Source organism: Nostoc foliaceum FACHB-393 (assembly GCF_014698505.1).
Classification (GTDB): Bacteria; Cyanobacteriota; Cyanobacteriia; order Cyanobacteriales; family Nostocaceae; genus Nostoc; species Nostoc foliaceum_A.
This window is the reverse complement of sequence record NZ_JACJTD010000074.1, coordinates 15,260-28,610: the sequence shown is the minus strand read 5'-3', so window position 1 is coordinate 28,610 and position 13,351 is coordinate 15,260. Positions and strand designations below refer to the sequence as shown.

The following is a 13,351-nucleotide window of genomic DNA, read 5'->3' as shown; positions in this document are numbered from 1 at the left end:
TAAGCTAATTCACATTTTTAAAAATACTTGATTTATTTTATTTATCATTCCATCAATTTTTACAATTATCTATGTCATTTTGGAATCTCCCTTAGTTTTTATTAGTAAATAAGATGCGTTTGCCCTGCAGGGTGGTGCAGCATTACACGATTGGGCTAATACGTGGAATTGATGGCGAAGATTATTGATTTCACGTTGTTAGACCAAAGGTGTAATCCCCTGAACGGTTACGTAAAAATCCCGCAAAACTGGCAAAATTACCTATAGATAATAATACCTTTGCCAAAATAAGAGCCTACAAAAATTTTAAATTGGTATTAGCCCTTATCATTCCGGATTACGAGGTTCTTATGTCAGAAGGAGAAAAATTGATCGCCATTAAGGCATCTGATGCACCGACAAGAACTAAGCCCTCAAACTATCCTGAACCGTTTGCATCGCGTATGGTGGGCAGGGAGAAACACCCACTTGGTGACCTGTTTGGCATCACGAACTTTGGTGTAAACCTAACACGCCTAGCTCCAATGGCAATTTCAGCCCTTCGTCACGCTCACACCTTGCAAGACGAGTTCGTGTACATCTTGGAGGGGCATCCAACGCTTTGTACCGACGAAGGTTATACACAACTCTCCCCAGGTATGTGTGCCGGCTTCAAGGCTGGCACTGGTAACGGCCACCATCTAATCAATGAAACAAGAGAGGATGTTCTTTACCTCGAAATCGGAGACAGAACATCCTCTGACTCAGGCAGCTATCCCGATGACGACCTGATGGCCAATTTAGAGAATGGCTTGTGGAGATTTGTCCACAAAGACGGCACACCGTACTAATTTTGTCAGAGCCAGTAAACGATCGCCACGGATAAAACCGTACCAATTGAAGTCTCGGAAATTTAAGAGCTTCAAACCCAAGATGAGCCGTATTAAATGGTTGCACCAAATAATCTATAGGTTAATTGGTACATCGAGAATTGTTAAAAATATCGAATTTCAGAATGCTTATCTTGCGCTGACTGACGTTCTGCATCACTAATCTCACGTCCTAATTTTTTAGTTAGCAGTTCCATCGCCTGGGATGGTGTCATGACATCCAGGCTATAAGTGCTGGCTTTTAATACATCAGCGATCGCAGCATAGAGTCTGCCAGTCAGCTCGGCCAACTCCCGCAACTGATTGAAGGGTTAGTAACACGGCTAATTCCTGCGTTCGTCCGCCAGCTTCCGGCATTAGCAATCACTGATTTTTGATCCGATCTCACAAAATTGCGTTGCTCCCGATGATACTTGTACCCCAATGGCTGCTCATTTTACCCCCATGATATTCTAAAGTTATCAAATATCAAGTTATTATGCTAATAATAACCTCAAATATCAAGTTATTATGCTAATAATAACCAAATGTAACTATCTGAGCTATTCCAAACTTGGGCTAGCAGGAAACAGTAGAAACGGCATTATTATCTTCCCACTGACATCGGTTCAGATCCGGTGTTGTGTTGGATTGACGATTAAGGAGGTATCTGTTGATTTTGTTTGAAACTCCTCGGCTGCTCGTCCGTCAACTTCTGCACTCTGACGCAGACGCTCTCTTCAGAATATGTAGTGACCCGGTTGTGATGCGGTGGATTGGCAATGGAACGCCTTTCACGCACGAAAAATGTGTGGAATCCATAGAGATATGCCTTTCTAACTACCAGATCAAGGGCTTCGGTGCCTCGGCGGTAGTAGCCAAGGATACTGGAGAGTTAGTAGGGTGTTGTGGAATTCTCTACGAACCAGACCGAGGCGAACCGGAGATCATCTATGGCTTTGGGCAACGTTGGTGGAAACAGGGCTATGCCAGTGAAATTGTACCAGCCATGCTCGCTTATGGTCTGAATCGATGTGGGCTGAGGCGAGTACTTGCAAACATCGAACCGGAGAACTTGGCGTCTCAGCGTGTCGCGCAGAAGGCGGGGATGGTGTTTGAAGGAGAGAAACTCAATACGGGTGGATTTTCTATTTGTGTGTACTCCTTTGAATCGAACATCCCTGCCTCTCTAACAGTGTAATAAGGTATTGAGTTAGGTCGAGGGGGAGTATGATCTCCCTCGACCTAACTCAACCCCATAATTGTTGTAGCGAACTGCAAACAAAGCAATTTTGAAACAAGTCGTGTTGGATTAGCTTCCAGTAGGTTCGTGGGTATCTGATGGCGGTGTAACTGATAAATTTTCAGTTTTTGATTGCCTAGCAGTCATATATTTAATGCACTCCCCTGATTGAATTACTAAGTCAGTTCCTACACGCTGCACAGGAAAATTCCAGAAACACTTCACCGATTTGGACGGTAAAAATCCAAATAATCTCAGTTTAAAATCCTTGGGAGTATCATTTATACACCGAGGTAAGCGCGGAATCTTTACGAATACTATTTCTTTTTCAAAATCCTGATAGACGACAAGACCTTGGACTGAAAAATTATCAGCTAGAGAGACATCCCTTTACTCTGTCTTCTTTCTTGTCGAAGAGCCTCTTCTTTTATTTGTTGTAATATGCGCTCTGCTTCTTGCCAAAGCTGAATATCTTCTCTTTCTACTGACCCAATATAAATCGGTGAATACTCAAGCTCACCTGACTGATTTCGGTTGATTGCCACTCGAAAAACTTCACCTCGTTCATCATGGGTAAATACCAATTCCTTACCCTGTTTTGATAGAGTAGAGTGTTTAAATCTCAAATTATTCTCACTACTTTCTCTTAGCTGCCAGTTGATTAATTCAACAGCAATAGGCACGGCAAAGGCTAAGAATTCCGACTCTTGACGCTGCTTTTCAGAGAGTTCTGGTTCTGACTTTTGAGTTGCCAGTTGATTGCTAGCGATTAGTACTAATGCTTTAGCTTCATCTTGTGTCCATCCGGCTGGACTGGCAAAGATAATTTCTTCAACATCTTGGGGTGGTTTATTATCTAATAGCGCCCGTATAGCAATTTCTTTATCTCGGTCAGTCACTAATAAGTTTTGCAAGTCGGCGCTGTAATACTTATATAACTCGGCTAAAAGATTATCTTTTAGCTTTGGTTCATCTGTGGCTAGAGTTTGAGCTTTATTAAGAGCAATTGCGTCCACTGTTTTTTGTGATAAGAGTTGTTGCTCCACATCAGCAATCGCCACTAATAGGTCGTCGAATGCGGTTCTACCTGCTTCTAGCTGCTGGTTATATTGAGAAAGTTGTTGTGTTAATTCTAATACTGTTTCAGTTAATGCTGATTCAACAGTCGATTGCTCAATATTTTCAGCGATTGATAAGATAGCTCTCTTCTGGGCATAAGATTGTAACTCAGTCGCAAGCACTGCATCCAGGTCATTGAATGTAGTTTTAGCTGTAACGAGTTGCTCTTTGTATTGAGAAAGTTGTTGCGTTAATTCTAATACTGTTTCAGTTAATGCTGATTCAACTACTGACTGTTCAATAAAGTCAGAAATTGTATTTATGAGTTCAGAACTGGCTCGTTGTTTTGCATCTGATTTAGCTTGGGTTAGCTGGTGTTTAATTTCAGCTATAGCTTGAGCTTGTTTAGGTAATATGGTTGGTATTAGCTGTTGATTCTCTTGGCTATTATCTACAGATTCTAAGAAATTATTTAAGTGTTTAATTTCGCTATCGTCCCGTTTGGGGTCGTAGTTTATCCCCAACTCGGTCTGAAGCTTGCTGAAAGAACACTTATATTTATTGAGATTACCTCCCTGTTTCCAGAGCAAGCGGGGGCTACCATCTTCATTAACTGAGCCAATATCAATACCAAACTTGATACCCCTTACCCCACCATGACCGTAGTAACTGACGATGGCTTTGACTTGATGCTCTCTCCATAACTGCTCAATTAGATGGGGCATTGTGGGTTTATTTACTGCCACTTGCTCAATCGCCCGTCGCATTATTTCTTCGCCTGGAAGTCCATCGCGCTCGACTCGTTCCAGTTGATTACGAGTCATAGCTTTTTGCTTACTTTCCCAACTGCTTTGAACTTGGGTTAGCTGAAATTCTCGCTCTAGCAGTCGGGCGGAGTGTTCCGAATGGGCATAATTGTTCCAGGTACGAATAGATTTACCATCTAGGTTATTGACTCTAGATGCAACGATATGGGTGTGGTCGTGTTCTTTATCAGAGTGCCGCGCTATGAAGAAGTCATAGGCGGGTAGTTCTGTTTCAATAAATTCATCAACTAGCTGGTTTAGTTTGGTGTCAGTTATCCTTTTATCTGGCTGTTTGACTTGGGATTCATCACCTTGAAGCCGCGACAACACAATGACATTCGCAAAGTGTCGTTGGGATAGATTAGCTAATTCGTCATCATTGAGAGTTCTATCACTCTGAGGTACACTAAGCATTAAGTGATAGCATGGGTCTTTTAGTTGGGGGTTAAGGTGGGCTGACAAGGTAAACTGCTCGACCAGTTCATTGGTACTTTTACCATACATATTCCCGCCAATAATCTTAGCTTTCTCTTTCTCTAAGACGTATTTGGTAGTACCACGAAATGATTTATTAGCTTTCACTTTGGTAATCATTGTGCTACCTCTCTACCGATACTTGAGTGAGTGATTGGCGAGTCTGCTCTAAAAGTGCTGTCAGTTCTTCAAGAGTTTTCAGATATGATTTCACTTCATTACTTAGGGGTTGGCTACCAATTTTCACAGCTTCGTTAATAGCCCTAGTCTGCTGATTCAGGTTATTACCAACCTTCTTTAACTCATAGATAGCCTGTCGGTTGATTTCGGGAATGACTAATTTAGGATGTGGTAGAGGGTAATCAAATAATCTCGCTCTGATATAGTCACTTTGCACCACCCCGCTGCATCGTTGCTCTAATCTAGCTTTCTCGGCATAGCTAGCCCTAAACGTGATGGTTACTTCTCGCTTCTCATCTGGTGCTACTGACCGATTGATTAATGTGTCAGCTAGTTGATTACTGAGGTTGGTACGGGGGTCTGGCTGCATAACTAATTAGGCATTCATTTATCTACTTCTTCATTTTTAACCGGGTTATTCGCTGTAGCTGCGTTAGGCGCGGAGCGCCGAGCAGGTAGGCGAATAACCCGGAACTCTCTTGACTTATTCACCCCTTGAAAAGAACGGTTTTTCGGGGGTTTGGGGGACACCCCCAACAAGCAACCACGCCGCTTTACCCGGAGGGTAAAGTAGCACGTAGTGCGTTACGGCGTATTGCTTGCCTATGCCCCCACGACAGGTTAGGGTCAACCAGAACCAGGGGGCATAACCGGAGACTGGGGGAGTAAGAGACTTTGGCGAACCGCGATTGACTCTGTGCAATCACTTCGGTGTAACCGAGGGCAGGGTCTATTGGGCAATGCTGGACATACTAGTGATACGAAGGATATTGATTCATGGGTAACTGCTTTTTTAGACTAGTCTACCTCACGAGGATACAAACCTTTTTCTGTTGATATTTGTCACATCACGACAAGAAACTTAAACTTTTTCTGACCACGACTTTTTTACAATGGAGTAATTTATTACTAATGCTGAATATGTCGCGCAAACCGAAAGCTGTCCCTTTATCAAAAATCGAAGATATTCAAACCAGTCTTAAACAGAAAGCCGCGACTCCTAAAACTATCAGCCTGTCAGATTTAGTCTTCAGTTTGGCTAAACCTATTCAAGATATGTTAGACGCTGGCTACTCTTATGACGATGTTTCTGATGTGTTTAAAGGTCATGGGGTAGAACTGGCGGCCAGTGGTCTGAAGAGTTTTCATAAAAAAGCAACAACTTTAACGGAGAATAATTCGAGTAATGAATCATCATCTAAAGCGGTTGAAGAATCAGTTAATTCTGACTCCGAGCCAGAATCAACTGATTCTTCAACCACAACTAATAATGATGTTCCAGCAGTAGAACCAGATAGTTCGCCAATTGATAGTAGTGAACCATCCGGCTCATCATCAACTAAAACTAGTAAACGAAATAAAACAACATCTAAGACTTCTGCCCAATTTAATATCACTGATAGGAGTGAAATATGAAACGTATCGTGATGATACTGGGGGGCAAGGGTGGTACAGGTAAGACTGCCTTTACTCGCTTGCTCTTGGATGTAATGCACAATAAAGGAATTAATTATCTAGCTTATGACGCAGATACAGAGAATCCAGAACTGTACGAATATTATCAAAATTTTGGCTCAGGGGTAAGGCTGTTAAATTTCCTAGAGGTGGCAGAGGCGAAACGCTTTTTTACAGAAATCAAAGCCGAATCACCCGACTCAATAATAGTAGATATGCCAGGGGCATCAAGCAATAAAACTAGGGAGATTATCAGTAAGTTTGGGCTATTTAAGATTGCAGGTGATTTGGGTTATAGAGTAACGCTGGTGACTGTGCTTAACCTTGGTTATTCAGTGATCACTAGCTTAAAAACGATGGCTGAATTCTGTGGCGATAAAGCTGATTATGTGGTGGTGAAAAATCTGTGCTGGGATAAAGGTTCAGGTTTTCAGCGTTGGGAGAATAGCAAAACATCGGCAGCGATATCTGAATTGAAAGGCATAGAAATAGAAATGCCAGAGCTAGACTACTCGACCTTTGACACGTTGACAGAGAAAGGTCTACCTTACTCGGCTGCGACTGAAGAGAATGGTTTTCCTTTTGGGGATTACCTACTGGTCAGTGGGTTTTTAGATCAGGCGAAACCAGAACTTGAAAAAGCTGGGGCTTATTTGGGGTTGCAGCAACTAGAAGTTGTGGTTCCTGCTGAGTCGAACACCTCAACTTCAAAACAGACAAAAGTTACTGCATCTACTTCTGGTCGGGGTAAAAAGAAAACTAATGAGCAACAACAATAATGGCAACGGCAATCACAGCAATCCTCACTCTGAAACTGCCGATTTAGTAGAGAGCAGTGACTTGGGTGAGGTGAAGATAGCACTGGGAAGATTATATAGAGAGTTTGACAGTTTTAAGCAATCACAGAAAACTGAACGCGAAAGAGATAGGGCAGAGTTACAAGCATGGGCACAAACGAATCTAATTCAGAATCAACTTCTCAGCAAAGCGATGGTGACAATCGAGATGCTGACGGGGGAATTGAAGAATCAGAATCTCTCATCGAACGAGTACGAGCAGAGCAACGAGAATTTGAGACAAGAATTAACTCCCTTACTGACGCAGTTAAAGAATACGCCCAAGTCCTCAACGACATTAGAGAGCTTAGAGTTCAAAGGGCTAAAGAGCGAGATAACAGAATTAAAGCAGAACTGGAATCAACTGTTGAATCACACGAAGAACTTGACTACGGTTATTCAGGAGTTGAAGAACAGCCCTCCCCCCAAACCCATCACCATAGAGAAAGAGGTTTATCGCGCTGAACCCATAGGAAAATATGGGACGATGGGATTGTTTTCTGCATTATTTACTTTGTTGATTTTCCTTGGATTCAATCAATTTATTCCGGTAAATATCTCGAACGATATTGACATCTATTTGAGAGCAATTTTGCAGCGTACAGATTATAGTAATGCCAAGCTACAACGGGTAGAAAAGCGTTTGGGGACTGACCGAAATCGAAGATGAAGGGCAAGATATAGCGATTGGGGCAAAGGCTTAAGGTAATACTTGCCCCAATAATACAAATAATCAGAGATAAGAATCCACGAGTTTACCTTGAGTTGACCACTTCTCATCTAGAAGTCTACAAGCAACATAGACAACTTTTTGAGGGTTACGCTTATGTTTTCCATTTATCCCCCAGCAACGGACAGTGAAATCACTTTGATAACCTCAAACAAGTGCAAGCTCGTCATAAGTTAACTGCCACTTTTTCTTAAATTCTATTGGGTGCATAAATTTAGATCCATTACTAGGATTTCAGAGTTTTGATGTCTTGATATCTTTGAACTAAGTGAAAATTAAAGGCTTTTTGAGATTGCAGTAATATTAAAAAGCGGTAAAGCCTAACTTCTCACTACCGTTCAATTGCTTGGATTCTATAAGTTGTGCAATCGCACCCCTTAAATACCGAACACTAGGTTTCTCTTCGCCCCACTTTCGGCTATTTCTAATCGCGGCAAAGCTGACTGGTGTTGCAACGGCTGAAGTAACAATGTTTAAAATTTGCTCTAAATCAGCCTCAGAAATACTGGCTTCTTCTACCTCTGCAATTTCAACCTCTTGGGTAGGCTTTGAGAAAATGGATTCTAGCTGATTAACTGCGTCTGATGGTGCAATTTTCTCCCCTCTGGGCATAACTGCTGGCTGGTGATGCTGCACCAGTTCCGGGAAGAATTTGAGTAATGTTCTAGCTGGATCTGGTTGACCATTTCCTGGGTGTAACTCTATCTTTAGCCAGTCTGGAATCATGCCGAGATTGCCACCGCTAACAGGTTCAGCAAAGTTATTAGGGTTGGCTTTGAAATATTCGCCACTGGCAACATTAATTTTTCGCAATCCGCCAGCGCTGACAGACTGAGCTACACAACCAATGAAGTTAACCGATTGCTTAAAGGTATCTGCCAGTCCTGCTGTGGCCTTGCCAACCACAGAAGTTAAGTTGGAGCCATGCAAGACAATGATTAATGTACCGCCACATTTGGCGAAGCGACTCAGCAGATATTGGATAGCCCAAGTGCGATCGCTCTCATCAAGTAGAGACAGCAACCGCATCGCCTCATCAATCACAAGAAGTAAGTTTTTGTGGGAGTAAGGCTCACTTGCATCTAAGCCTTTAAGAAATTTAAGCAAGTCACGGGCGACTAGTTTATCTGCACCGTCCGCATCTTTTTCGGGGTATTTCAGAGCAGAAATCAGATTGCAACTAAAGGGGTAAACGTCCACCCCGGCTGTAAAGTATTGGGTGTTTAATCCCGAATCTAATGCTTTTGATAATGTTGCCAAGATTGCTGCTAAGGTTCCCTTGCCACCTCGTTGAGTACCTGCAATTGCAATGACTTGGGAACTCATCATATCTTCTACTTGGAAACCACTTTTCGTTAAAGCCGCGATGAGTGCGTTTGCTCTAGTCGCCAGAGGGAGATGAGTTATAGTCTCTGGTGCAAGCCCATTAGCTGATGGTTGTAATTCTGTAGGTCTAGAAAGATGATCTGCTTGGTGAGTGTCCCGAATATCTACTTGTGGTGATTGAAATTGCTTAATATCTACGGTTGGTGGTAACTGGGTTTGAGCCTGTGCGATGGCACTTATCTCTGACAGATTCACACGGCTGTCAATGGTCACATCCTGTAAATGGAGAGCCATACTTTGATAAGTCGGTAGTTGACGACCCTTAAGCTTGCCAAACCAGCCAAACATCCAACGATAAGCATAAAAACGTTTTCCTGGTTCAACTTGGGTTAAATACTGGACAATATTTTCAAACTCAGCGAGAAGAAAGGCGTACTCTTGAGCCTCGTGTCGCTCTAGAAATTTAACGGTATTAGCAAGATGATCCGCTTGATAATTGCTCCGAGTATCATAGTCACCAGCACGGGCAACCGCGTCTATAAAGTTGCCACGTACAAATGGTATTGGTGCAATTTCTTTAGTGCGGTTCGAGTGTTCGACAACAAACCATAGCCACGCAGCACCACCAATTAAACCACCAACTATAGCTAAAGGGTTGACCGCATAACAAACCGCTCCTATCCCCCCAGCCAGCAAACCAAGTACACGGGTCATGTCTGCTTCGTTCTCAGATTGCCGTGCCATTTCAAATAATTGGTCTTTGCGCTCTTGCAACCATTCAGAAACATTTCCTGCCTCCAAATGCGAGAGACTGGGATACTGCAATCGCAGATATTCTGTTTGTTTAGTTGTGATTTTGGGGATATTATTTTCCACAAGTTGAATCCCTTATTGAGTTAAGAAGCCGCCAAAGTTCGCGCTCAATTTAGCGGCTATTGATTATCAGTCTTTAGTCAACCGCCAGATAGCAAACCCAATTTCACCTGCCATCATTGTGCCGATGTTAAACAAAATGCAGCCCAAAATCATGAATGGGGCTGTAAATTCAAATGGGTTACGAGCTGCAAAAGTGGTGACAATATCGAACACCCAAACCGCAATCACAACCAGCCCTGCGCTAGAGCGATCGCGTGTCCCTGCGGTCTTATAATCCTTCCAAAGCTCACCAACAAGGTCAATCTTGCCACTAGGCTTGGTTTCAAGCTCATAAATGATATGGTCTTGAAGTTCCCGCCTAGCTGAATCTGGGTTTTTACCGCGTAGGGCATGGGCTTCGATTACTTGAACACCTACAGAAACCATAAATGCCAAGTAAAACAAAGGATTGAACAGTGCAAACGGCACATTTAGCCAATTCCAAGTTGGCTCAAACCAAGGACAAACAGGGGGCCCAGTAAAGATTAATTGCCAAGTTGAATCAGCACTAATCATGGAACCGCCGATAAATAAAATCCCGCCTACCAAGGCACGACCCGCGCCACCGTTAGCAACAAACTGATTGACTATAGCGGCGGCTGCCCTAATGGGTAAGCCAACAATCATCACAACAGCTTTGGCGCAAAAATCAATGATTTCACCAAGCGTTCGCTTCTTACCCTTGGGTTTACCATCGCTGTTACCAGTGCTATTGCTTTCTGCACCAGATGTTCCTAACGCCATTACTTCCTCCTCACTGGTTTGATATTTTGAACGCTTTTACAAATCTCTTTGGCTTTGTATTTCCATTTCCAAATCCCTTCTTCAATCCGACCTATGCAGCGCCCAGAAGCATCAAACACATCAACAATCTCGTCATCTTGATAAAGGGTTGTGTCTGGTCTGGGATTGCGTTTACTGCTGTCAAAATAATTCGTAATTCTCAGTTTTCGAGTTGTGGGCATGACTCCCGCCTCGTATAAGGCATCGCTGGTTTTTGCCCGTTCTTCTATGCGCTGACGTTCTAATCCTTCGGTGGCTTTTAATCTCTCGGCTTCTGCATAAGCCCCCAACTTGGGTACTAAGGGGATGATTACAGGCAAGAAGCAGACTAAGACTCCAGCCAAGGCTAAATACAATTGCTTCTTGTACATCTCACTGTGCCATCGCGGTAATCAGTGCAAATTTTTCCCATTGTTTTAACTCATGCAGTCGTTTAAATACTGACTCCGCTTCATTGCTAGGAGCGGTAGAAGAATCACATTCTAACCATGCTTCATGGGCTACACGTGCAATTAACCAGAGTGTGTCTGATTCGCTCATCTTCTCTAGTCCTTCCCCCCATGTCTCACACATATCTTTAATCAGTGCATTGTCGTGAGAGAGAGAGTAATATCCTACGGGGTGCGCCATTTTGGTATCCTCAATTTGTGTTTTTTCGGTTGCAACAAAAAGGCGTTTCGTGTTTCACGTTTCACACTGTGGTCATACCGTTTCCCGGTTGTTGTGAGGCTGAAACATTGATGCAACCGTTGAAACAGTTTCATGAAACGTTTTGTGAAACACTACCGCGTACAACTGCCAACAATCATGTTCTTCAAACTTGGGAGTAGAACTCGATATTTAGGATTGCTTCGTGAATCTCCATCAAGGCTTGAACTGCATCACCTATTTTTAGGTCATTCGATGTACTGAACCTTTCGGATGCTTCGATTTGTTTGTAATTGGGAGATGCTTGCACAAACCTTAGAGTCTGTTCACAACCGAGGATGATAGTCATGATTTCGGTTGTTGTTAGGCTTGGCTGTGTCTGCACGGTATCTTGGTTGCTCATGACTTCTTCCCTTGACTTTGAGCTTTTATCGGTGCGGTTGGGGCTTAAAAACTCCCCATTGGGGCAAATTTCTTAGCTTGTGGTGATGGCTGAGGTTTGATAGATGGTGGCTGAAGAGGGTTTTGTGTGGGCGTTTGAGCTACTAGAGATGACTGTATAGGTAGTTGGTGTGAGTGCTTTAAGCAGTTAACTAAACAATCACCGTAATTAACTAGCAGCAAGGTAAACAGTTGAGAGAGGTTATCGATTCCAGTCGCTTCTAAAATTTCTTCAGCCTTGGGCTTGTACTTGGGATTAAGAACAATTCTTGTTTGCGTCATTGGCATTACTCCTGATAAGCCATTGCAATGATGTTGAATAACTGCGGCGATGGGGCAATCTTGAAGCGATCTCCAGAAGTTGCACAGATAGGGGCGGCGATATCTGCACTTCCACCTACAATCAAGACTTCTCCCAACTCTGGTAGGTGTTGCGCCCACTTCGAGCGAATTTCTCTCCGGGCTGACTCTACCCACTGGTCACAGGCTTTTTCAAAGATGGAGGAGAAATCAAGTTTGTCTGTCCCGTAGAGGCAATCACCACGAGAGATCGCGTCCATGATGCCCTGTAAACTGGGGCTGTAATCGAGAGAATAAACTTCTTTCATCTCTACCGCTACTTGCTGGGCGAGTGCCTTGGTTCCGGGTAGAATCACCTCCGCATCATGGATCATGGTTCCGTTCGGCGTGTAAATTCTGGCTATAGCCGTGCCTCCCCCTAAATCCCAAATCGCGTTCTTCGCTTCGGGGAAGCTGAAAAATCCTTGATTTAAGGCGTAATGAAATGCTGGCTCAGTCTCATCAACTGGGACGACTTCACCCACGGTATAGGTGATGTATTCGCCATTGCGTTTAAATTCTTTGGTCAGTGGGTGGTTAGCAATTCGCTTCACTGCGACTACATCATCATCATTGAGAGTATTCGGCAGTGCCACAATCATCTGTTGGATGTGTACTGATGTTTGTCCGGGATTTGGCTGGATTGCCGCTAGTGCCAGGATAGATGCTAATTGGCATTTGTCTGTTTGGAAAGTTGGCTCACCACCTAGTTCTTGAGCTAATCGCCCAATTACAAAGCGTTTACCGTCAATTTCAATCAATACTGACTGGTCATCAGCCTTGAGCCGTTTCCACTGGTATTCACTGACTTCTTTTACAACACTAAGCAGACATTGCACAACGTTGTTGGGGTCAATCCATTTCACAAAACGGTTGCCTCCATCAAAAACTACTCGCGGTCTTATCTGTCCGTGTTGTGGACTTATAAACCCGTTACTCGGCGGATAGGATGAGCCGTAAACTGGCTGGGTATATGCGTAATTCATGGTTCAGATAAAGAGTTTAATTCTTTGCTTGATAAGCGTTTGCGGTCATTTTTAGGCGGCTACTAAGTCCTACAACCTATTTATCCTTGGTGTGGCATTTCACGCGCCATATCGTCCGTTTTGCGCTCATATCTTAACTTTAGCAGATACTATCTGCTAGTAAGAGATGTTATCAGACAGAAAAAATTATATATTTTCCAAAATGTATTAGTTACACTGATGATATTGTCTGCTACTATCTGATCTGATGTATAAAGGTAAAAAGTTTAGCGTTGTTACCCC

At 43.2% G+C, this 13,351-nt stretch carries 15 protein-coding genes; 5 read left to right on the top strand and 10 right to left on the bottom strand.

What is annotated here, in order from left to right; all coding sequences use genetic code 11:
* Positions 1 to 350: 350 nt before the first annotated feature.
* Positions 351 to 830: a cupin domain-containing protein gene (locus H6G92_RS33045; protein ID WP_190900360.1), complete on the top strand. Its 480-nt coding sequence runs from the start codon at positions 351 to 353 to the stop codon at positions 828 to 830.
* A 143-nt stretch (positions 831 to 973) separates the two neighbouring features.
* On the opposite strand, the gene H6G92_RS33040 is transcribed toward H6G92_RS33045, so the two are convergent.
* The gene (locus tag H6G92_RS33040) at positions 974 to 1,159 is read right to left on the bottom strand and encodes a hypothetical protein (protein WP_190900357.1); all 186 of its coding nucleotides are present in this window, start codon (positions 1,157 to 1,159) and stop codon (positions 974 to 976) included.
* Between the two features lie 362 nt (positions 1,160 to 1,521).
* Between H6G92_RS33040 and H6G92_RS33035 the strand changes: the two genes are divergently transcribed.
* A complete protein-coding gene (locus H6G92_RS33035; RefSeq protein WP_190900355.1) occupies positions 1,522 to 2,049 on the top strand; it encodes a GNAT family N-acetyltransferase in 528 nt (175 codons plus the stop codon).
* 416 nt (positions 2,050 to 2,465) lie between these two features.
* Here H6G92_RS33035 and H6G92_RS33030 read toward each other — a convergent pair whose 3' ends face one another.
* Positions 2,466 to 4,550 (bottom strand): relaxase/mobilization nuclease domain-containing protein, encoded by a 2,085-nt coding sequence (locus H6G92_RS33030; protein WP_190900353.1) that lies wholly within the window; start codon positions 4,548 to 4,550, stop codon positions 2,466 to 2,468.
* A 4-nt stretch (positions 4,551 to 4,554) separates the two neighbouring features.
* Complete coding sequence (locus H6G92_RS33025) at positions 4,555 to 4,980, bottom strand: plasmid mobilization protein (RefSeq protein WP_190900351.1); 426 nt, start codon at positions 4,978 to 4,980, stop codon at positions 4,555 to 4,557.
* 542 nt (positions 4,981 to 5,522) lie between these two features.
* On the opposite strand from H6G92_RS33025, the gene H6G92_RS33020 reads away from it, so the two are divergent.
* Genes H6G92_RS33020 through H6G92_RS33010 form a run of 3 tightly spaced genes read left to right on the top strand, consistent with a single transcriptional unit; the run spans position 5,523 to position 7,571 of the window.
* On the top strand, positions 5,523 to 6,026 hold the full coding sequence (locus tag H6G92_RS33020; RefSeq protein ID WP_242059408.1) for a hypothetical protein: 504 nt from the start codon (positions 5,523 to 5,525) through the stop codon (positions 6,024 to 6,026).
* On the top strand, positions 6,023 to 6,844 hold the full coding sequence (locus H6G92_RS33015; protein ID WP_190900349.1) for a nucleotide-binding protein: 822 nt from the start codon (positions 6,023 to 6,025) through the stop codon (positions 6,842 to 6,844). Before H6G92_RS33020 ends, H6G92_RS33015 begins: the two co-directional genes overlap by 4 nt.
* Positions 6,828 to 7,571, top strand: coding sequence for a hypothetical protein (locus H6G92_RS33010; RefSeq protein WP_190900347.1), 744 nt, complete (start codon positions 6,828 to 6,830; stop codon positions 7,569 to 7,571). Before H6G92_RS33015 ends, H6G92_RS33010 begins: the two co-directional genes overlap by 17 nt.
* Positions 7,572 to 7,934: 363 nt before the next feature.
* Here the strand turns inward: H6G92_RS33010 and H6G92_RS33005 are convergent, their stop codons facing one another.
* The 7 genes from H6G92_RS33005 to H6G92_RS32975 form a co-directional block, all read right to left on the bottom strand.
* Positions 7,935 to 9,833: a hypothetical protein gene (locus H6G92_RS33005; protein WP_190900345.1), complete on the bottom strand. Its 1,899-nt coding sequence runs from the start codon at positions 9,831 to 9,833 to the stop codon at positions 7,935 to 7,937.
* Between the two features lie 66 nt (positions 9,834 to 9,899).
* Positions 9,900 to 10,616, bottom strand: a complete 717-nt coding sequence (locus tag H6G92_RS33000; RefSeq protein WP_190900343.1) for a hypothetical protein — start codon at positions 10,614 to 10,616, stop codon at positions 9,900 to 9,902.
* Positions 10,616 to 11,026, bottom strand: a complete 411-nt coding sequence (locus tag H6G92_RS32995) for a hypothetical protein (protein WP_190900341.1) — start codon at positions 11,024 to 11,026, stop codon at positions 10,616 to 10,618. Before H6G92_RS32995 ends, H6G92_RS33000 begins: the two co-directional genes overlap by 1 nt.
* A gap of 1 nt (position 11,027) precedes the next feature.
* Complete coding sequence (locus tag H6G92_RS32990; RefSeq protein ID WP_190900339.1) at positions 11,028 to 11,285, bottom strand: hypothetical protein; 258 nt, start codon at positions 11,283 to 11,285, stop codon at positions 11,028 to 11,030.
* A 184-nt stretch (positions 11,286 to 11,469) separates the two neighbouring features.
* Positions 11,470 to 11,706 (bottom strand): hypothetical protein, encoded by a 237-nt coding sequence (locus H6G92_RS32985; RefSeq protein WP_190900337.1) that lies wholly within the window; start codon positions 11,704 to 11,706, stop codon positions 11,470 to 11,472.
* Between the two features lie 44 nt (positions 11,707 to 11,750).
* The gene (locus tag H6G92_RS32980) at positions 11,751 to 12,026 is read right to left on the bottom strand and encodes a hypothetical protein (protein ID WP_228039136.1); all 276 of its coding nucleotides are present in this window, start codon (positions 12,024 to 12,026) and stop codon (positions 11,751 to 11,753) included.
* 5 nt (positions 12,027 to 12,031) lie between these two features.
* The gene (locus H6G92_RS32975) at positions 12,032 to 13,069 is read right to left on the bottom strand and encodes a ParM/StbA family protein (protein WP_190900335.1); all 1,038 of its coding nucleotides are present in this window, start codon (positions 13,067 to 13,069) and stop codon (positions 12,032 to 12,034) included.
* Positions 13,070 to 13,351 lie beyond the last annotated feature (282 nt).

Coding starts and splice junctions, on each gene's coding strand:
- H6G92_RS32990 (WP_190900339.1), bottom strand. CDS start 11,285: ATGGCGCACCCCGTAGGATATTACTCTCTCTCTCACGACAATGCACTG.
- H6G92_RS33000 (WP_190900343.1), bottom strand. CDS start 10,616: ATGGCGTTAGGAACATCTGGTGCAGAAAGCAATAGCACTGGTAACAGC.
- H6G92_RS32985 (WP_190900337.1), bottom strand. CDS start 11,706: ATGAGCAACCAAGATACCGTGCAGACACAGCCAAGCCTAACAACAACC.
- H6G92_RS33015 (WP_190900349.1), top strand. CDS start 6,023: ATGAAACGTATCGTGATGATACTGGGGGGCAAGGGTGGTACAGGTAAG.
- H6G92_RS32975 (WP_190900335.1), bottom strand. CDS start 13,069: ATGAATTACGCATATACCCAGCCAGTTTACGGCTCATCCTATCCGCCG.
- H6G92_RS33030 (WP_190900353.1), bottom strand. CDS start 4,550: ATGATTACCAAAGTGAAAGCTAATAAATCATTTCGTGGTACTACCAAA.
- H6G92_RS33025 (WP_190900351.1), bottom strand. CDS start 4,980: ATGCAGCCAGACCCCCGTACCAACCTCAGTAATCAACTAGCTGACACA.
- H6G92_RS33010 (WP_190900347.1), top strand. CDS start 6,828: ATGAGCAACAACAATAATGGCAACGGCAATCACAGCAATCCTCACTCT.
- H6G92_RS32980 (WP_228039136.1), bottom strand. CDS start 12,026: ATGACGCAAACAAGAATTGTTCTTAATCCCAAGTACAAGCCCAAGGCT.
- H6G92_RS32995 (WP_190900341.1), bottom strand. CDS start 11,026: ATGTACAAGAAGCAATTGTATTTAGCCTTGGCTGGAGTCTTAGTCTGC.
- H6G92_RS33045 (WP_190900360.1), top strand. CDS start 351: ATGTCAGAAGGAGAAAAATTGATCGCCATTAAGGCATCTGATGCACCG.
- H6G92_RS33020 (WP_242059408.1), top strand. CDS start 5,523: ATGCTGAATATGTCGCGCAAACCGAAAGCTGTCCCTTTATCAAAAATC.